The organism is Jatrophihabitans cynanchi (genome assembly GCF_027247405.1).
Lineage (GTDB): Bacteria > Actinomycetota > Actinomycetes > Mycobacteriales > Jatrophihabitantaceae > Jatrophihabitans_B > Jatrophihabitans_B cynanchi.
The window spans coordinates 2,518,477-2,537,105 of the sequence record NZ_CP097463.1; the positions used below are offsets into that span (position 1 = coordinate 2,518,477).

The 18,629-nt window shown below is 72.0% G+C and carries 14 protein-coding genes, 1 tRNA gene and 1 pseudogene; 7 read left to right on the plus strand and 9 right to left on the minus strand.

Annotated elements, in window-relative coordinates:
* Positions 1-599: 599 nt before the first annotated feature.
* Positions 600-1,028, minus strand: a pseudogene (locus M6B22_RS22205) (lamin tail domain-containing protein); the annotation flags it as partial.
* A 162-nt stretch (positions 1,029-1,190) separates the two neighbouring features.
* On the opposite strand from M6B22_RS22205, the gene M6B22_RS12270 reads away from it, so the two are divergent.
* Positions 1,191-1,760: an adenylate kinase gene (locus tag M6B22_RS12270; protein WP_269441836.1), complete on the plus strand. Its 570-nt coding sequence runs from the start codon at positions 1,191-1,193 to the stop codon at positions 1,758-1,760.
* A 4-nt stretch (positions 1,761-1,764) separates the two neighbouring features.
* On the opposite strand, the gene M6B22_RS12275 is transcribed toward M6B22_RS12270, so the two are convergent.
* The 6 genes from M6B22_RS12275 to M6B22_RS12300 form a co-directional block, all read right to left on the minus strand.
* Positions 1,765-3,393 carry an AMP-binding protein gene (locus M6B22_RS12275; protein ID WP_269441837.1) on the minus strand — a complete coding sequence of 543 codons (1,629 nt, stop codon included), beginning with the start codon at positions 3,391-3,393 and terminating at the stop codon, positions 1,765-1,767.
* Between the two features lie 58 nt (positions 3,394-3,451).
* Positions 3,452-3,898, minus strand: a complete 447-nt coding sequence (locus M6B22_RS12280) for a lipoprotein (protein ID WP_269441838.1) — start codon at positions 3,896-3,898, stop codon at positions 3,452-3,454.
* Positions 3,895-5,085, minus strand: a complete 1,191-nt coding sequence (locus M6B22_RS12285; protein WP_269441839.1) for a serine/threonine-protein kinase — start codon at positions 5,083-5,085, stop codon at positions 3,895-3,897. Before M6B22_RS12285 ends, M6B22_RS12280 begins: the two co-directional genes overlap by 4 nt.
* A 104-nt stretch (positions 5,086-5,189) precedes the next feature.
* Positions 5,190-6,920, minus strand: coding sequence for a putative Ig domain-containing protein (locus tag M6B22_RS12290; RefSeq protein WP_269441840.1), 1,731 nt, complete (start codon positions 6,918-6,920; stop codon positions 5,190-5,192).
* 93 nt (positions 6,921-7,013) lie between these two features.
* The gene (locus M6B22_RS12295; protein WP_269441841.1) at positions 7,014-8,216 is read right to left on the minus strand and encodes an MFS transporter; all 1,203 of its coding nucleotides are present in this window, start codon (positions 8,214-8,216) and stop codon (positions 7,014-7,016) included.
* A gap of 167 nt (positions 8,217-8,383) precedes the next feature.
* Positions 8,384-8,466 (minus strand) — tRNA-Leu (locus M6B22_RS12300).
* Between the two features lie 151 nt (positions 8,467-8,617).
* Here M6B22_RS12300 and M6B22_RS12305 point away from each other — a divergent pair.
* The 6 genes from M6B22_RS12305 to pknB are packed head-to-tail and all read left to right on the plus strand — an operon-like array spanning position 8,618 to position 16,387.
* Positions 8,618-9,538, plus strand: coding sequence for an FhaA domain-containing protein (locus M6B22_RS12305; RefSeq protein ID WP_269441842.1), 921 nt, complete (start codon positions 8,618-8,620; stop codon positions 9,536-9,538).
* A gap of 22 nt (positions 9,539-9,560) precedes the next feature.
* A complete protein-coding gene (locus M6B22_RS12310; protein ID WP_269441843.1) occupies positions 9,561-10,028 on the plus strand; it encodes an FHA domain-containing protein FhaB/FipA in 468 nt (155 codons plus the stop codon).
* A complete protein-coding gene (locus M6B22_RS12315) occupies positions 10,029-11,495 on the plus strand; it encodes a PP2C family protein-serine/threonine phosphatase (protein ID WP_269441844.1) in 1,467 nt (488 codons plus the stop codon).
* Positions 11,492-12,922, plus strand: a complete 1,431-nt coding sequence (locus tag M6B22_RS12320) for an FtsW/RodA/SpoVE family cell cycle protein (protein ID WP_269441845.1) — start codon at positions 11,492-11,494, stop codon at positions 12,920-12,922. The genes M6B22_RS12315 and M6B22_RS12320 overlap by 4 nt, the downstream gene beginning before the upstream one ends.
* Positions 12,919-14,520 carry a peptidoglycan D,D-transpeptidase FtsI family protein gene (locus tag M6B22_RS12325; RefSeq protein ID WP_269441846.1) on the plus strand — a complete coding sequence of 534 codons (1,602 nt, stop codon included), beginning with the start codon at positions 12,919-12,921 and terminating at the stop codon, positions 14,518-14,520. Before M6B22_RS12320 ends, M6B22_RS12325 begins: the two co-directional genes overlap by 4 nt.
* Positions 14,521-14,545: 25 nt before the next feature.
* Positions 14,546-16,387, plus strand: a complete 1,842-nt coding sequence (gene pknB, locus M6B22_RS12330; RefSeq protein ID WP_269441847.1) for a Stk1 family PASTA domain-containing Ser/Thr kinase — start codon at positions 14,546-14,548, stop codon at positions 16,385-16,387.
* A gap of 46 nt (positions 16,388-16,433) precedes the next feature.
* Here pknB and M6B22_RS12335 read toward each other — a convergent pair whose 3' ends face one another.
* Entirely contained in the window at positions 16,434-17,837 is a 1,404-nt protein-coding gene (locus M6B22_RS12335) for a sensor histidine kinase (protein ID WP_269441848.1), read from the minus strand.
* Entirely contained in the window at positions 17,837-18,526 is a 690-nt protein-coding gene (locus M6B22_RS12340) for a response regulator (protein ID WP_269441849.1), read from the minus strand. The genes M6B22_RS12335 and M6B22_RS12340 overlap by 1 nt, the downstream gene beginning before the upstream one ends.
* Positions 18,527-18,629: the final 103 nt, after the last annotated feature.

Below are 18,629 nucleotides of genomic sequence, written 5' to 3' on the forward strand. Positions count from 1 at the left end.
ACGACCGGGGCCGGCAGCGGGTTGCCGTGCGAGAGCACGATCGCAGTCGCGGTGCCGATCTCGGTGGTGCTCAGGTTGGAGGTCGTGCTGACCGTCTCGCCGCTGGACAGCGGATAGTAGTCGCTCACCTTGCCGCTGACCAGCACCGAGTCACCGACCGCGACCGGCGGTGCCGAGCCGGTGTAGACGAAGATGCCCTCACTGGTGGCCGCGTCACTGTCGGGCGCCGGGTCCTGCACCCAGTAGCCCTTGCTCGAGCCGCTGGTGCGCAGCCCGGTGACGATTCCGGGCACGTTGGTCACGGAGTCGCCGGCGTGCGGCGACACCCACTCGCCGCTCTGGATGTCGTGGATGCGCAGCGGGCCGGGCTCACCGGTGCCCGTCCCGCCACCGCCGGCCTCGTTCGCCGCGCCGGGCGTCGGGTCGGCGGCGGTGAAGTCGGTCCCGTTCTGGTCGGTGTCGGGACCGGAGCCACGCTGTACCGACGTGCTGTTGGACGGCCCTGGCGCGTCGGCATCGCCCTCGTGCACGACGGCCGAGCCGTACCCGACCAGGTCGACGACCGAGCCGTCGGCCGCGCAGGCGGGCACCGTCTTGCAGGTCAGCGCGGTCGGTGAGTTCACCAGCGCGACCGTGCCCGCGGCGCCGGACATGTTCGTGGTGCCGCTGGCCTGGGTCGGCGGCAGCGGGTCGCCACCGCCGCTCCCCGCACCCTCGCCGATCAGGTACAGCCCGCCCGGCGCGATCGAACCGGTCAGCGTGGTCACGGCCCAGCTCGAGCTCGCGCTGGCCGTCGCCGGCAGGTACTGCACCGACCACGACGAGAGGTCCACCGGCGCGGCGCTGCGGTTGGTCAGCTCGATGAAGTCGTTGTGCAGCGGGGCACCGGTGTTGCCGCCGCCGCCGTACACCTCGTTGAGGACGACGGTGGCCGAGGAGGCCGAGGCGGGGACTGCGACAGCGAGCAGCCCGGCGGCGCCGACAAGGGTGGTTGCGGCGAGCAGCGCCGGTAGGCGAAGTGAGCGCACGGGGGGTCCTTTCGAGCGGTGACCGGATCGGCTTTGCGGGGTGATCCGCCGATATGACGTCGAGCAGAACGTAACGCGCAATTCCGGCGCCGACCAGCGTTCGCCCTCGCCGGAGCGGGGTCACCCTCGCCTTTCCGGGGGCGCGGTGAAAGGGTGACGGTCATGAACGTGCTGCTGATCGGGCCGCCGGGTTCCGGCAAGGGCACCCAGGGCGAACGGCTCGCCGCGCGGCTGGGGCTGGAACACATCGCGGCCGGCGACCTGCTGCGTGCCGAGGTGCGGGCGGGCACGCCGCTCGGCCGGCAGGTGGTCGAGTTCATGCAGCGCGGTGACCTCGTGCCGGACGTGATCATCATCAGCCTGGTGATGCCGAAGGTGCTGGCCGCGGCGAGCGGGGCCGGTTACCTGCTGGACGGCTTCCCGCGTTCGGTGGAGCAGGCTCGCGAGGCGCGCGCTCTCGCCGAGCGGGTGGGCGCCTCACCGGACGCCGTGCTCTACCTCGACGTGCCGCGCGAGGAGCTGATCCGCCGCATCCTGCATCGCGCCGAGATCGAGGGGCGCGCGGACGACAACCCGCAGACCGTGGCGAACCGCCTGCAGGTGTTCAACGACGCGACCGCGCCGCTGATCGACTACTACCGCGGCCGTGGGATCTTGCACGTGATCGACGCCGACAAGGACGCCGACGAGGTCACCGAGGCGATCATCGGCGTCCTGCAGGCTGCCGCCTGATGCACTACTGCAGCAGCCGCTTGAGCACCTTGCCCGCCGGATTGCGGGGCAGCTCGTCGAGGAACACCACCTCGCGCGGCACCTTGTACCGGGCCAGGTTGGCCTTCACGAACTGCGTGATCGCGTCCTGGTCCAGCCCGCTCCCCGGCTCGCGGACCACGTAGGCGCGCAGCCGGGAGCCGAAGTCCGGGTCCGGCACCCCGATCACGGCGGCGTCGGTGACGTCCGGGTGCGAGGTCAGCAGCTCCTCGATCTCCAGTGGGAACACGTTCTCGCCGCCGGAGACGATCATGTCGTCGTCGCGCCCGTCGACGAACAGCCGGCCGGCCGCGTCGACATGCCCGACGTCGCCGGTTGCCATCAGCCCGGCGATGGTCTGCTTGCTGCCGCCGCCGGTGTAGCCCTCGAACGCGATCGAGCTGCCCACGAAGATCCGGCCGGTGTGGCCGGCGGGCACCCCTGCGCCGTCGTCGTCAAGCAGCTTGACGATGGTGCCGAGCGGCGGGCGGCCGACGGTGCCCGGTGCGGCCCGCAGATCCTGCGGGGTGGCGATGCTCGCGTACGCGACCTCGGTCGAGCCGTACAGGTTGTAGACGATCTCGCCGAGCAGGTCCATCGCGCGCGCGGCGAGTTCCGGCGACAGCGCCGAACCCGAGACGGCGACGACGCGCAGCGCGCTGAGGTCGTGGCGGGCGACCGCCGCGCCGTCGGCCAGCAACCTGGACAGCAGGACGGGCACGGTGATCAACGCGTCGCATCGCGTGCGCGCCAGCTCGTCCAGCGCCTCTGCCGCGTCGAACCGCCGGCTCATCACGAGCGTGTTCCCCAGGCCGAGTGCCAGCATCGCGCTGAGCAGGCCCCAGGCGTGGAATGCCGGCGCGGCAAGCAGCACCGGCCGGCCGGATCGCAACGGGATCTTGGACAGGTAGCCGCCGGGAATGACCAGGGAGAGGGCCAGCTCGCGCGGTGCGCCCTTCGGGGTGCCGGTGGTGCCGCTGGTGAGCAGCACGATGCGCTGCCTGCGGCCCGGACGCGGCGGAGGGCGGCCGCTCGCGCCGGCGCAGAGTCGATCCACGGTGAGCCCCGCTGTCGGGCCGTCCGTCCAGGCGATGACCGCGCCCAGGGGTGGTTCGTAGGCGGCCACGGCGGCGGCGAACTCGGCGTCGTGCACCAGCAGCGCCACCTGCTCGCGGGAGCACACGTCGGCCAGCTGGGGGCCGGCGAAGTCGGTGTTCAGCAGCAACGTGCGCGCACCGAGCCGGGCGCCGGCCAAGATCGCCAGGAACAGCCCGCGGTGGTTGCGGGCCAGGATGCCGAGGCTGTCGCCCGGGCGAAACCCCTTGTCGCGCAAGGCATTCGCGAGTTGGTTGGTACGCACGTCAAGCTCGCCGAAGGTGATCGAGCCGCGCTCGTCCGAGATCGCCACGGCACCGGGACGGGCCGCTGCCGCCAGCGTGACCGCGGCACCGGCGGGGCCGTACGCCTCGACGGCCCGCGCGCCGGCGAGCAACTTGTGCGGCGGCGTGAGGACGGCACCCGGACCGCGCGCGTGCAGCACGGTCGCGGCGTAGCGGGCCTCGGTGCCGGCGCGGACGAGCAGGTGGCGGGCGTCGCCGAGCAGGTCCACGGTCACCGGTGTACCAGGGGACGCACGTCGGCGCACCCGCAGCACGGCGCCCGGCGCGTCCGGGTCAGCCGTTGTGGCCGGGGCCGCGCCCGTGCCCGTGACCCTTCGGTTTCGGCTTGGCCTTCGGCTTGGGGGTGGTCGTCGGGGCGGGCTGGCGGATCACCGCCGATTTCCGGTCAACCGGTGCGACGACGGGCGACGGGCTCGCGGTGCGGGTGGCTGCAGTGGTCAGCTGTGCCCGCACCTTCGTGACCAGCGCGGCGATCTGCGCGGCTCGCGCCGGGCTGAGCGCACCGGCCGCCCGCAACGCGGTGAGGTCGCTGCTCAGGTCGGCCAGTGCGGCACGCGCCGCGGTCGGGTCGTGCCGCGCGGCGGCCCGGGCCACCGCGAGGACGTCGGTCTGCAGCTGGGTCCGGGCGCGGGCGGACAGCTCCGGTGCCGTCGGGCTCGGTGCCGAGGCGCACCCGGTCAGCACGGCGGCCAGGACGAGCGTGGCGAGGACGCGTCTCATCGGCCGACCGCCTTCTCCAGCTGGTCCAGATAGGTCCCGAGCGTCCCGCCGACCCTCGGGTACGCCGGCGCGGTGGGCGCGCCGTCCTGGGGCTGCCCGGTCTGCCCACTCGTCCCGGACGGCTGCGCGAGTACCAGCACGAGCGCGGCCACGCCGGCAGCGACCGCCAACGCGGCCGCCACGGCCCAGCCCAGCCGGCTGCGGCGTGCCGCCGGACGGTCGAGCAGCTTCGTCCCGCCCGAGCCCGCGGCGGGCGCGCTCAACAGCGCGGTGGGCGGGTCGGCCGCTGCCGGCGCGCTCGCCGGCACGGTACCGGTGGCCACCTCGATCACGGCGAGAGGTTCGCTCAGCGTTTCGGCGACCGCGGCCGCGGTCGGGCGTCCGGCCGGGTCGCGGGCGGTCATCGCGGCGAGCAGTTCGCACCACCGCGCGCCGAACCGGGTGGGGATCACCGGGTCGCGGTGCAGCCGGGCCGCCGCGGCGGCGACGCCCACACCGGGGAAGGCGACCTCGCCGGTGAGGCATTCGAGCAGTACCAGGCCGAGCGCGTACACGTCGGTGGAGCTGTCGACCGGTTCGCCCATCGCCTGCTCCGGGCTCAGGTAGTTGGCGGTGCCGACGGTCATACCCGCCTGGGTGAGCCGGGTGCTGTCGACGAGCCGGGCCACCCCGAAGTCGGCGAGCCGCGGCGCGAACTCGCCGTCCGGCGTGGGCTCGAGCAGGATGTTGGCCGGTTTGACGTCGCGATGCACGACCCCGTTGGCATGCACGTAGGCCAGCGTCGCTGCCAGCCGCCCCGCCAGCGCGGCGGTCTGCGCCGGGTTCAGCGGGCCGGCCCGCAGCTGCGTGGCCAGGCTCGGCCCGGCGACGAGCTCCATCACCAGGTAGGGCCGCTCGGTGCCGCCGACGGCCGCCGTGGTCCCGGCGTCGAACAGGGTGACCAGGCCGGGGTGGTTCAGCGCGGCGAGCAGGGTGATCTCGCCCGAGTGCCGGCGCGGGTCGGCGGCATCGGCCGCGGCGGGGAAGAACAGCTTGATGGCCACGTCCCGGCCGAGCAGGGTGTCCTCGGCGCGCAGGACCTCTGACATCCCGCCGCGCCCGAGCACCGGCCCGAGCCGGTAGCGACGGGCGAGCAGCACGCTGGCGTCGGCCGCGGGCGGGGCGGTCCGGGGTTGGGTGTCGACCATGGTCCCATTGGGTTACCCGATCCGGGCGAGCGGCAATCGGACACTGCCGCACCTGTCCGGGCCAGGGCCGCCCGCCGTCGCGGCGCCGGCCGGCCCGCACCCGCTCAGTGCGCCCGTGGCCGGCGCACCGCGAGCAGCGCGGCGGCACCGGCGAGCAGCAGCACGAGCGCCGCCCCGGTCAGCACGCCGACATCGCTGCCGGTGTTCGCCAACGGGGCGGTGCCGGCTGCCGCGGCACTCCGGCCCGACGCTGCGCGGCCGGCTGTTGCGGTGACAGCCATGACGCCGCGCCCGGTCGTGGTCGGCGTGGCCGTCGCGGCGGTGTGCCGGCCCGGGTCCGTCCCGGCGCCGGACGGTGCGCTCGGGGCGGACGCTGCTGCGCCGTCGGACCCGCCGCTCGTGCCCGTCGATGGCGATGATCCGGTGCCGGGGTCGCTCGGGGTGCCCGGATCGCTCGGGGTGGCCCGGTCGGTCGGCGTTCCGGCGTCCGGCGCCGGATTCACCTGCAGGGTGAACGTCTGGGTGATCGCCGTGCCGCCCGGAACGGTCTGCGCGCGGAGGGTGATCGTGTGGGTGCCGGCGGCGGCCGCGGGCGGTGTGCCGGACAGCTGCCCGGTCGCCGTATCGATCGACAGCCAGGACGGCGCGTCGCTGCCGCCGAGCGTGTACTCGAAGTTCGCCGGGCAGCCGAGCGCGCTCACCTGGAAGCCGAACGGCGAACCGACGGTCGCGGTAGCCGCCGCCGGGCTCACGAAGGTGGGCTGGGCGACCCCCACGACGAGCGTCAGCGGATCGATGATCGAGCCGGCCACGTTCTCCGCCTCGACCAGCAACTGGTACTGCTGCGGACCGGCAACGGGTCCGTCCGCGTGCAGGGTGACGGTGGTGGAGCCGTCGGCATCCTTGACGAGCCCGTAGATCTTCAGCCAGCCGGGTGCGTTCAGCAGCGACACCGACGGCGCGGGGTAGCCGACGGCGATCAGGCTGGGCAGGTAGGCGGACTGGGACAGGTCGCCGGTGTATCGGCAGCTCGGCGTGATGATCGTCGGCAGTTGCGCGACGTCGGTGGTGAACGTGATCGACACCGAACCGTCGGCCCGGTTGCTCCCGGCGGTGATCGACTGGTCCGAGCCGAAGGGGTCCGCGTAGCTGGCGCCCGCGCCGCCGCCCCCGCCCGCGCCGGCTCCCGCGCCGTGGTCGCCGCTGCCGCCACCCTGGCCGCCTCCGTCGCAGGCGCCCTGCCCGCCGCCGCCTCCGCCGCCGACACCGGAACCGGACGGCGCGCTTTCGCCCGGCTGGCCCGCGGCGAGCCAGCTCAGGGTGCAGATTCCCAGCTGGCCGGCGGCGCCGCCGCGGCCCGTGTGCAGGCCGGCGTAGCCGAGGCCGGGTGTGCCCGCCCCGTTGGTCCCGCCGTCGCCGCCGGTCTCGACGACCCACAGCCCGCTGCCGCCGCCGCCACCCCCGCCGCCGCCTGCGACCAGCAGCGGGTACTCGTTGGGGCCGTCGGCGACGACGTAGCTGGCGCCTCCTCCGTTGCCGCCGCTGCCGGACAGCTGCGAGCCGTAGCCGCGCTGCCCGCCGCCGCCCTTGGCACCGACGACGACCTTGAGCCTCTGGACGCCGGCGAGCTGGACCCGCACCCGCACGTCGGTGCCCGATCCGCCCGCGCCGCCGTGCGAGGAACCGCTGGACGAGTCGTCGCCGCCGAACCCGGCGCCGCCGACCCCCTTCAGATCGGCGTAGGCGGTGAGGGCGGGAACGTTCACGTAGTAGGTGCCCGCGCTGTCGAAGGTCACCGTCGGCTGCGTCGTCGTGTCGGCTGCGGCGGTCGACACCGGAAACACCGCCGACGCGAGCACGAGGAGGCTCCCGGCAGTCGCGAATACGGCTTTGCGTATGGGGATTCTCACGGGCGTTCCTTTGCGGTGTCAGTGGGCAACGAGGGGGCGGCTGTAGGCGCGGGCGCCGTGCAGCCAGAGCGCGTACCCGGCGACGAGGGCGCCGGCCAGGGCGAGCGCGCCGGTGCGGCCGAGCAGCGCGACCAGCGGCGCGACGATCGCTGCGCCGAGCGCGATGCCGCCGATCGAGGCCGGGAAGGCGAAGCCGTAGGCGCGGGCGAAGACCTCGTCCGGCAACTGCTCCTGCAGCACGGTCTCGGCGCCCACCTCGACGATCAGCGATCCGGCACCGGAGGCCAGCGACGCGAGCAGCACCGCGACGGGTGAGGGCAACGACGCCATGAGCGGCAGCGAAACCGCGACCGCGAGCAGGGCGAGCGAGAGCACCGCGCCCCGGCTGAACCGGCGCAGCGCCCGTGGCGCGATGCCGGTGCCGAGCAGCCCGCCGGCGCCGATCGCGGCGAGCAGCAGCCCGTACCCCGACTCGTGCCAGCCCAGCCGCACGCTGATTGCGACGAGCGCGACCGTCTGCATGCCGTAGCAGAGGCTGCACAGGATGTCGGCGCCGACCAGCCGGCTCGCGTCGGGTCGTCGCAGCAGTTCGCGCGCGCCGAGCGTCACGGCCGCCCACAGTCCGGGCTGCTGCTCGCTACCTGGCGTGGGCCGGAACGCGCTTCGATCGGGCACCGCAAGGACGAGTAGTGCGGACGCGGCGAACGTCAGCGCGTTGATCCCGAACGCCCACCCGGCGCCGGCCACGGCCAGCACCCCGGCCCCGAGCACCGGACCGGTGATGATGGCCAGCGGACCGATCGCGGCACGCAGCGCATTGGCCGCGGGCAACTGCTCACGGGGGAGCAGCCGCGGCAGGCTCGCCGCGACGCACGGCGGGTACGGGCTGGCCGCGGCGGTCGCGAACGCGGCCAGTGCCGGGACGAGCCACACGGCCAGCCCGTAGTGGGCGACCGCGACCAGACCGAGCATCGCGCCGACCCGGGCGACGTCGCTGGCGATCATGACCAGGCGCCGGTCGAACCGGTCGCCGAGCAGGCCGGCCGCCGGGCCGAGCAGCACGATCGGGAGCACCCGCGCCACCGTGGTCGCGCTGAGCCAGCCGGCCGAGTGCGTGCGCTCGTAGACGAATGCGAGCAGTGCCGCGTTGTAGAGCCAGTCGCCGAGCTGCGACACGGCCAGCGCCGCCATCAGCCGGCGGAAGTTCGGGCTGTCCAGCATGATCGCTCCTCGTGAGTAGGACGATCACGAGGTTGGCGCTAAGGCGGTCCGGTCCACATGCGGCAGCCGCCCTAGATCACGACTCAGATTCTGCTGTCGCCGCGCGCCGCTTCGTCATGCGATTGAGGGGCGTCGGCACCGCAATCGCATGCCGGATACGAGTTGTGTGGGCAAGGGGGGAGTTGAACCCCCACGTCCTTTCGGACACACGGACCTGAACCGTGCGCGTCTGCCATTCCGCCACTTGCCCGGCACGCGTGATCAGCTCACGCGTATGACAACGCGCAACGGTAGCACGCTCCTCAGGCCGCTTTTACCGGCCCGCTGGGGCCCGCCCGATAGACTGCCGCTGTCGCGTGAGTGCCCACGCGCTACAACCATGCCCCGCGAAGGAGGTACTCGTGAGCTTGGCGCAGCGGTTCGAGCGCCGCCTCGAGGGCTTGGTGGGCGGCGCGTTCGCACGGGTCTTCAAGGGCCAGGTCGAACCGGTCGAGATCGGCTCCGCGTTGCAGCGCGAGGCGGCCGACCGAAAGAACGTCATGGGCAACGGGCAGGTGCTGTGCCCGAACCGGTACCGGGTCACCCTGTCGCCCTCGGATCACGAGCGGCTGGTGCCGTGGGAGACCCAGCTGACCAACTCGCTCGCCGAGTTGCTGCAGGACTCGCTGGACGAGAACCGCTGGACGACCATCGGCGACATCGAGGTCTACCTCGCCCGCGACGACGAACTGCACACCGGCGTCTTCGGGGTGGCCTCGCGCATGGAGCCGCAGGCCCCGCCGCGCCGCCGCCCGTACGACTCGCTGTCGATGCCGGCCGTGCCCGGCCTGCCGCCGGGCGAGTACCCGCCCCCGCCGACCTACAGCGCGCCGCAACCCCCGGCATACAGCGCTCCGCAACCGCAGTCCTACGGCCCGCCGCCCGGTGCGTACGCGCCACCACCGGGTTACGCACCGCCGGCCCCGCAACCCGCGCCTCCTGGCAATCAGCAGTACGGTCCGCCGCAAGGCCCGCCGCCCGGGCAGCCGCGCCGGCCGGGAGCGTCCGTCACGGTCGATCAGACGCACCAGCGCTTCGAACTGCGGCACGGCAGCAACGTCATCGGCCGCGGCACCGACGCCGATCTGCAACTGCTCGACCAGGGCATCTCCCGCCGCCACCTGGACATCCAGTTCGACGGCAACTTCGCCACCGTCTACGACCTCGGCTCCACCAACGGCACCGCCGTGAACGGCCACGAGGTCGGCAGCCAGGTGCTGCGCCACGGCGACGTGATCCGCATCGGGCACACCCGGCTCGTGTTCCAGCAGGACACCCAGTGAGCTGCCGGACAGCGAAGCGCGCATGAACTCAGCCCTCGCGCTGCAGATCATGCGCTTCGGATTCCTCGCGCTGCTGTGGCTGTTCGTCTTCGGCGCGATCCGGGTGATCCGCAGTGACCTGCGCACCAGCGGCCAGCCGCGCATCGCCACCCCGCCGGCTCGCAAGGGCCGGGCGCGGTCGGTGGCGCCGCCGGCCGGCCGTGGCCCGTCGCAGTTGATCGTCACCGAGGGCAGCCTGCAGGGCACCCGCATCGGGCTCACCGGTGCGCCGGTGCTGATCGGCCGGGCGGACGACTCGACGCTGGTGCTCACCGATGACTACGCCAGCACCAGGCATGCGCGCATCACGATGCAGGACGGCATGTGGGTCGTCGAGGACCTCGGCTCCACGAACGGCACCTACCTCGGTCAGCGCAAGCTCGACGGCCCGGTGCCGATGGAGGTCGGCGTCCCGCTGCGCATCGGCAAGACCGTTCTGGAACTGCGTTAGATGGCGCTGATCCTGCGGTACGCCGTGCGTTCGGACCTCGGTCTGGTGCGCGGCAACAACGAGGACTCGGTGTACGCCGGCCCGCGGCTGCTCGCGGTGGCCGACGGCATGGGCGGGCACGCGGCGGGCGAGGTCGCCAGCAAGATCGTGATCGGCACGCTGGAGAGCCTGGACGAGGACCGCGCGCCGGGTGACGTGATGGCCGCGCTGCGCGATGCCGTGCTCGACGCGAACCAGCGGATCGCCGACGCCGTGCAGCAGGACCCCGCGCTGGACGGCATGGGCACCACGCTCACCGCGCTGCGCTTCGTCGGTTCACGCGTCGGGCTGGTGCACGTGGGCGATTCGCGCGCCTACCTGCTGCGGGCCGACCTGCTCTCGCAGATCACCCACGACGACACGTACGTGCAGTACCTGGTCGACATCGGCAAGCTGACGCCGGACGAGGCGAAGGACCACCCGCGCCGGTCGGTGATCCTCAAGGCATTGCGCGGCGCCGAAGTGGATCCCGACGTGTCGATCCGTGAGGCACGCCCGGGCGATCGGTACCTGCTGTGCAGCGACGGTCTGTCGGACGTGGTGTCGACCGAGACGATCCTGGACACGCTGCGGGTGCCGGATCCGCAGGAGTGCGCGGACCGGCTGGTCGAACTCGCGTTGCGCGGCGGCGGACCGGACAACGTGACCGTGATCGTCGCCGATGCGGTCGAAGCGCGCGCGGGCGATGTCATCGACGACGTCCCGGTGATCGCGGGCGCGTTCGTGGACCCGTCCGCGGCGGACGTCCCCGGCACCGACAGCCCGGCTGAGCGCGCCGCCCAGATGTCCCGCCCGAAGACGCCGTTGCCGGCTCCGCAGGCCGCGGTCAAGCGGCGCCCGCGCTGGCGGCTGATCGCGCTGCTCGTCGTGATCGCGGCCATGGTCATCGGTGTGCTGGCCGGTGTGTATGCCTGGACGCAGACCTACTACTTCGTGGGTCGGGACGGCACCGAGGTGGCGATCTTCCGCGGCGTGAACACCTCGTTCGGCCCGCTGAAGTTCTACGAGGTGGACGAGAACACCGACCTCAAACTCGCCGATCTCGACCCGTCCTCGCGTTCGCAGGTGAGCTCGGGCATCGCCGCGGGCAGCAAGGACGAGGCACGCAAGGTCATCACCCGGCTCGAGGCCGACCACATGCTGCCGCTGTGCTCGCAGTTGCAGCAGCCGACGATCACCCCCACCACGAGCCCGGCGGCGCCGCCGACCTCGCATGCCGCCTCCACACCGAAGTCGACGCCGAAGACGACGCCGAAGACGACCCCGAAGACGACGCCGAAGACGACACCGAAGACGACACCCAAGACGACCCCGCACACCACGCCGACGCCGACGCCGACCTCGCCCACGGCCGCCACCCCCACGGTGCCGACCTTTCCCGCACCGACGGTCAGCTACGGCCCGGACGACTGCCGGAGCGGATCGTGACCGTCCCGGCCGCGCTGAAGATCCCGACTCGCCGTGGCAGCGAGTTGCTGATGCTCGTGTTCGCCGTGCTGCTGGTCGTGGCGGCCGAGGCGGACGTCGAGGCCACGCGCGACGGGCACATCTCCAGCCGGTTGATCACCTACGCGGCCGTGCCGATCGTGGTCGGGCTCGTCACGCACCTGGTCATCCGCCGGGTCGCGCCGTACGCCGACCCGCTGCTGCTGCCGATCGTCGTGCTGCTCAACGGCCTCGGGCTGGTGATGATCCATCGCCTGGATCTCGGGCTCAAGCAGCAGGCCGCCCAGAGCGGTGACACGTTCAACAATCCGGCCGCACCGACCCAGGTGGTGTGGACCGCGATCGGGGTGGCGCTGTTCATCGTCCTGATCGTGCTCATCCGCGATCACCGCGTGCTGCAGCGTTACGCGTACACGCTCGCCCTCGCCGGATTGTTCTTCCTGGTCCTGCCCGCCGTCCTGCCCGCGAGCATGAGCGAGGTGAACGGCGCGCGCATCTGGATCCGGGTCGCCGGCTTCTCGATCCAGCCGGGCGAGTTCGCCAAGATCCTCTTGACGATCTTCGGTGCCGCCTACCTGGTCGCCAAGCGGGACGTGCTGTCGCTGGCCGGCAAGCGTGTCGGCTTCTCGATCCGGTCGCGGTTCATCGGCTTCGACCTGCCGCGCGGGCGTGACTTCGGGCCGCTGCTGCTCGCCTGGCTGCTGTGCATCGCGGTTCTGGTGCGCGGGCGCGACCTGGGCACGTCGCTGATGTTCTTCGGGCTGTTCGTGGTGCTGCTGTACGTCGCGACCGAGCGGGCCGGCTGGGTGGTGGTCGGCATCGCGCTGTTCGCGGTCGGCGCGTACCTGGCCTACCAGGTGTTCGGGACGGTGCAGACCCGCGTCGAGGTGTGGCTGCACCCGTTCGCGCCGCTCACCTCGGCCCAACTCGCGCAGGGGATCGATCCGGGCTATCAGTTGCGCCAATCGTTGTTCAGCCTGGGCACCGGCGGCATCTTCGGCAGCGGGCTGGGCAACGGCCACCCGGAACTCGTCCCGCTGCCCGCGACCGACTTCATCGTCTCCGCGTTCGGTGAGGAGATCGGGCTGTTCGGGCTGGTCGGCATCCTGGTGCTGTACGCGCTGTTCGTGGTTCGTGGCATCGCATCCGCGCTCGCGGTCCGGGACGCGTTCGGCAAGCTGCTCGCGATGGGCCTGTCGTTCCTGGTCGCGCTGCAGCTGTTCGTCGTGGTCGCCGGTGTCACCCGGCTGCTGCCCGAGACCGGGCTGACCACGCCGTTCCTGTCCTACGGCGGCTCGTCGCTGATCGGCAGCTACGCGCTGCTCGCGCTGCTGCTGCGCGTCTCGGACGCCGCGCGCCGGCCCGCCACCGTGCCGCCGGCCAAGGCGAAAGAGACGGTCCCGGCATGAACCGGCCGATCCGCAGAGTGGCGATCGCGCTCGGGGTGCTGTTCGCGGCGATCTTCGTGAACCTCAACTTCGTCCAGGTGGTCAAGAGCGACGAGTACCGCAACCACGTCGGCAACAAGCGGGTGCTGCTGAACGAGTACGCCAGCCCGCGTGGGCAGATCGTCGTCCAGGGCACCGCGATCGCGCTGAGCAAGCAGACCAGCGACGAGCTGAAGTACCTGCGCACCTACCCGCAGGGTGAGCTGTACGCGCCGGTCACCGGCTTCTACTCCTACGTCTACGGGCGAAGCGGGATCGAGGAGTCCGAGGACAAGGTGCTCTCCGGTGACGACCCGCGCCTGTTCGGCACTCAGCTGGGCAGCCTGCTGACGGGGCGCAACCCCAAGGGCGGCAGCATCCAGCTGACCCTGAACAAGGCAGCCCAGGCTGCGGCGTACAGCGCGATGAAGGGCGCGGACGGCAAGATGCGGCGCGGCGCTGTGGTCGCGCTCGATCCGACGACCGGGGCGATCCTGGCCGCGGTGTCCACGCCGTCCTACGACCCGAACGAGCTCAGCTCGCACAACGCGAACACGATGGAACGCGCCTGGAGCAAACTCAATGACAACCCGGCCAAGCCGATGCTCAACCGCGCCTTCAACGAGCTGTACGCGCCCGGCTCGGTGTTCAAGGTGATCGTCTCGGCCGCGGCGCTGTCCGATCCGGCGGCCAAGATCACGCCGGATACCAGGGTGCCGGCGCCCAACGGCTACTGGCCGTTCGACCCGAAGAAGACGAGCGCCTGCCCGAACGATCCGACGTCCTCGTGCGTGAAGAACTTCGACGGCGAGACGTGCGACAACGGCAAGACTGCGACGCTCGCGTTCGCGCTGGCCAAGTCGTGCAACACCGCGTTCGCCGCCCTGGCGGTCGACAAGCTGGGCGGGCAGCGGATCGCCGACCAGGCCAAGCTGTTCGGGTTCGGCGACCCGTACACCGGCGACCCGCCGGACCTGTGCCACCCGCCGGCGCTCAACGTGCCGCTGCCCGTGTGTACCTCGACGGTGGGCAGCACCGGCGATCTCACCGACAAGGGCAGCCTGTCGCACACCTCGTTCGGTCAGCAGGACGTGCGGATCACGCCGTTGCAGGCGGCGATGATCTCCGCGGCGGTCGCGAACAACGGCTCGCTGATGAAGCCGTACCTGGTCGCGAAGGAGCTCAGTCCGAACCTGTCGACGCTGAGCCAGACCGAGCCCACGCAATTGAGCCAGGCGCTGGACCCGGATCTGGACACCGACCTGCAGGAGATGATGGAAGGTGTCGTGACCGCGCCGGAGGGCACCGGTGGCGCGGCCCGGATCTCCGATATCCCCGGCGTGGTCGTGGGTGGCAAGACCGGTACCGCCGACACCGGCATCTTCGTGAACGGCAAGGAAACCCCGCCGCACGCATGGTTCTCCGGCTTCGCGCTGCAGAACGGCGCGCCGAAGATCGCGGTCGCCGTGATCATCGAGAACGGCGGAGTGAACGGTAACGAGACCACCGGCGGGCTGGCGGCGGCGCCGGTCGCGAAGGCGGTCATGGAGGCCTACCTCAAGTCAGGCGGGGGACACTAATGGCAAGCGATGAGAGGGACGAACGATGACGCAGGGCCGACTGTTCGGCGGCCGGTACGAGCTCGGTGAGCTCATCGGCTACGGCGGCATGGCCGAGGTGCACCGTGGGCGCGACATCCGGCTCGGCCGGGACGTCGCGATCAAGGTGCTGCGCGCGGATCTCGCTCGCGACCCCTCGTTCCTCAACCGGTTCCGACGCGAGGCACAGTCCGCGGCGGGCTTGAACCATCCGTCGATCGTGTCGGTCTACGACACCGGTGAGGACGCGGCCCCGGACGGCGGCAGCCAGCCGTACATCGTGATGGAGTTCGTCGAGGGACGCACGCTGCGTGACATCCTCAAGGCCGAGGGCAGGCTCCCGGCCCGGCGTGCCATGGAGATCACGGCCGACATCTGCGGCGCGCTGGACTTCAGCCACCGCAACGGGATCGTGCACCGCGACATCAAGCCGGCCAACGTGATGATCACGCACAGCGGCGCGGTCAAGGTGATGGACTTCGGCATCGCGCGCGCCGTGGCCGACAGCGCGGCGACCGTGACGCAGACCGCCAACGTGATCGGCACCGCCCAGTACCTCTCGCCCGAGCAGGCACGCGGCGAGGCCGTCGACGCCCGCTCGGACGTCTACTCGACCGGCTGCCTGCTCTACGAGCTGGTGACGGGCGTCCCGCCGTTCCAAGGAGATTCCCCGGTCGCGGTCGCCTATCAGCACGTGCGCGAGAACGCGATGGTCCCGTCGGCACGCAACCCCGAGGTGCCGCGCGCGCTGGACTCCATCGTGATGAAGGCGCTCGCGAAGAACCAGCTCAACCGCTACCAGTCCGCCGGGGAGATGCGCAGCGACCTGCAGCGGGCGCTGGCGAACCAGCCGGTGAACGCCGAGGCGGTGATGACCGACGCCGAGCGCACCCAGTTCATCGCACGCACCCCGCCGCCGGTCGCGGTCGCCCGGCACGACCTGGACGAGCCGATGCGCGAGGACGACCAGCGCCGGGCGGGGCTGATCTGGCTGGCGGTGATCCTCGCCATGCTGCTGGTCATCGGTGGCGTCGCCGCGCTGATCTACTTCACCCGCAAGCAGGACAATAACGGACCCAAGACGGCGACCGTGCCCGCGGTGATCGGCCTGTCGCCCGCCGCGGCGGAGACCGCGTTGAAGGGCGCCGGCTTCACCGACATCGTCGCGGGAGCGCCCATCACCGATCAGTCGCAGTGCCAGTCGCAAGTGCAGGCCGGCCAGGTCTGCACGGTCTCGCCGGCCGTCGGCGACTCCGCCAAGACGAACGTCAAGGTCAGCTACTCGATCTACTCGATCAAGATGGTGACCATCCCGCCGGTGACCGACATGCAGTACAGCGAGGCCGCGCCCGTGCTCACCAAGCTCGGGCTCGTGCCGAAGGTCAAGCAGGTGTTCGACCGGCACCCGCAGGGCTACGTCGTCACCCAGGATCCGCCGCCGTACGGCAACCAGGTGCCGGTCGGCACCACGGTGACGCTCGGTGTCTCGACCGGCACGATCAAGCTGCCGGACGTGCGCACCAAGAACGTCGACGACGCCAAGACGCAGCTGAACCGGCTGCAGTTCACCGATGTCCGGGCCGACGACACCAAGGTCACCCACGACAAGAAGCTCGAGAACACCGTGGCGGACATGAGCCCCAAGCCCGGGATCGCCTACCCGCCGGACACCACCATCCACCTGACCGTCTACGTGTACGAGAAGCCGCCGCCGACCTGCACCACACCGCCGCCGCCGGGCACCGGGAGCAGCACGCCCGGCGGGACGGCCACTACGGGGGTGACCGGTACCCCGACCGGCCCGGGTGGCGCGTCGGGCACCGGCCTACCGCCCTGCACCACGCCGTGACTGCGGCCCGCGATGCGGCCTGACGCCGCCGCTGATCGCAGTGGTGTCAGGCCGCATCGGCGGGAAGCACGACCAGGGCGAGCAGGCCACGCTGCCCGCTGGCTCGGTCGGTGAGCCGCACGCTGCCACCGTGTGCGCGTACCAGGTCGCGCACGATCGGCAGCCCCAGCCCGGTGCCGCCGGTCTCGCGGTCGCGCGCCTCCTCGATGCGGTAGAAGCGGTCGAACACCCGCTCACGTTCGGCCGGTGCGATGCCGGGTCCGTCGTCGGCGACGGACAGGCGCACGACCCGCCGCCCGGCCAGGTTGCCGAGCCGCACCTCGACGGCGACCTCGGTGTCGGCGTAGCGGACCGCGTTGTCCAGCAGGTTGATCAGCACGCGATGCAGGCCGTCCGGGTCGCCCTGCACGGTCACGTCGTGATCCACCGACGCGTGCACCGGGACGCGCGCATGCTCGTAGCCGTCGACCACGGTGGACACCAGATCGTCCAGCCGGACGGGCTCGCGGCGCGGGCTGCGTGCCTCGTCCATCCGGGCCAGCGCGAGCAGGTCCTCGACCAGCCGGTTCAGCCGCTCGACGTCGAGCATCACGTCGTCGACCACGCCGGACCAGTCGCTCGCCGGGCCCATCCGCTGCGCGACCTCCAGCTGCACGCGCAGCGAGGCCAGCGGTGAGCGCAGCTCGTGCGCGGCGTCGCCGATGAAGGTGCGCTGGCGCGCGGTGGCCGCGTCGATGCGGTCGAGCATCGCGTTCAGCGTGACGGCGAGGCGGTGGATCTCGTCGTGCGCACCGGGAACCGGCAGCCGCTGATCGGCCAGCCCGGCCGCGGTGATGTCGGCCGCCCCGTGCCGCAGCGCGGCGACCGGACGCAGCGTCAGCGCGACCACCGCGTAGGTCGCGAGCCCCATCAGCAGCACGGCGATCGGGCCGCCGATGAGCGCGGCCCGGCCCAGGATGCGCAGGCTGTCGTCGACCCGCGAGATGTCGCTGACGACCAGCACGGTCTTGCCCCCGACGTTCTGCGCAAGCACCCGCAGCCGGGCGTCGGAGGTGGTGCTGTCGATGTCCAGCCGCGCACCCTTGCGTGCCTCGCGGAGCTGGCGGGCATCGAGCACCGGAGTGGTGCGATCCGCGCCCGGCGAGGCCGCGATGACCACGTCCTGCGCGTTGACCACCTGCACCGCGGTGATGCCGCCGGTCGTGGGCAGCACGCTGGTGGGGTTCTTCCCGCTGCGGAACTGCCGGGCAATGTCGGACGCCGTCTTCTGCGCGGACGAGTCCAGCACCCGTACCAGGGCGTACCGCTGCAACACCAGCAGCAGCACCGCGCCGGTCGCGACCGCGAGCGAGAACAGCGCGGTGGCCAGCAGGGTGAGCCGCGCGCGCAGCGACTGCCGCGCCCACCAGCGGGCGGGCCAGCCCAGCCCGGACCAGCCGCGCCCGGCCATCAGCTACTCGCGGTGCCGGTCTCCGTGGTGAGGCGATAGCCCGCCCCGCGCACCGTCTGCACGCTCTGCCGGCCGAACGGCGTGTCGATCTTGCGCCGCAGGTAGCCCACGTACACCTCGACGACGTTGGCGTCCCCGTCGTAGTTGGCGTCCCACACGTGATGCAGGATGTCCGCCTTGCTGACCGCGTCGCCGGCGCGGCGCATCAGGAACTCCAGCAACGAGAACTCGCGCGGGGTCAGCTCGATCGACACATCGCCGCGCTTGACGGTGTGCGCCGCGGGGTCCAGCACCAGGTCGTCGACGGTGAGCGAGGCAGGCCGCGGCGTGACCCCGCGGCGCAGCAACGCCCGCAGCCGGGCGAGCAGCACGACGAAGGAGAACGGCTTGGTCAGGTAGTCGTCGGCGCCCAGGTCGAGCGCGTCGGCCTCGTCGTACTCGCCGTCCTTCGCGGTGAGCATCAGGATCGGCACCCAGTTCTCGGCCGCGCGCAGCTGCTCGATGATCCGGTACCCGGACAAGCCGGGGAGCATGATGTCCAGCACCACCGCGTCGTACGTGCTCTCCTGCGCCATGTGCAGGCCGTCCGGCCCGGTGTGTGCGAGATCCACGGTGAAGCCCTCGTTGGCGAGTCCGCGCTGCAGTGCGGAGGCCAACCGGACCTCGTCCTCGACGATCAGTAGCCGCACGGGTTCTCCTTCATCGACGACACCGGCCAGCCTGCCACTGTGGCCCCGCCCACGAGCGGCGACACCTCAGCCCGGTCACAGTGCCTCATCCTCATCCTTGATG

What these genes read in the sequence shown, in the direction of transcription:
- M6B22_RS12270 (WP_269441836.1), top strand. Translation starts at nt 1,191, where the DNA reads ATGAACGTGCTGCTGATCGGGCCGCCGGGTTCCGGCAAGGGCACCCAG.
- M6B22_RS12280 (WP_269441838.1), bottom strand. Translation starts at nt 3,898, where the DNA reads ATGAGACGCGTCCTCGCCACGCTCGTCCTGGCCGCCGTGCTGACCGGG.
- M6B22_RS12285 (WP_269441839.1), bottom strand. Translation starts at nt 5,085, where the DNA reads ATGGTCGACACCCAACCCCGGACCGCCCCGCCCGCGGCCGACGCCAGC.
- M6B22_RS12295 (WP_269441841.1), bottom strand. Translation starts at nt 8,216, where the DNA reads ATGCTGGACAGCCCGAACTTCCGCCGGCTGATGGCGGCGCTGGCCGTG.
- M6B22_RS12310 (WP_269441843.1), top strand. Translation starts at nt 9,561, where the DNA reads ATGAACTCAGCCCTCGCGCTGCAGATCATGCGCTTCGGATTCCTCGCG.
- M6B22_RS12315 (WP_269441844.1), top strand. Translation starts at nt 10,029, where the DNA reads ATGGCGCTGATCCTGCGGTACGCCGTGCGTTCGGACCTCGGTCTGGTG.
- M6B22_RS12325 (WP_269441846.1), top strand. Translation starts at nt 12,919, where the DNA reads ATGAACCGGCCGATCCGCAGAGTGGCGATCGCGCTCGGGGTGCTGTTC.
- pknB (WP_269441847.1), top strand. Translation starts at nt 14,546, where the DNA reads ATGACGCAGGGCCGACTGTTCGGCGGCCGGTACGAGCTCGGTGAGCTC.
- M6B22_RS12335 (WP_269441848.1), bottom strand. Translation starts at nt 17,837, where the DNA reads ATGGCCGGGCGCGGCTGGTCCGGGCTGGGCTGGCCCGCCCGCTGGTGG.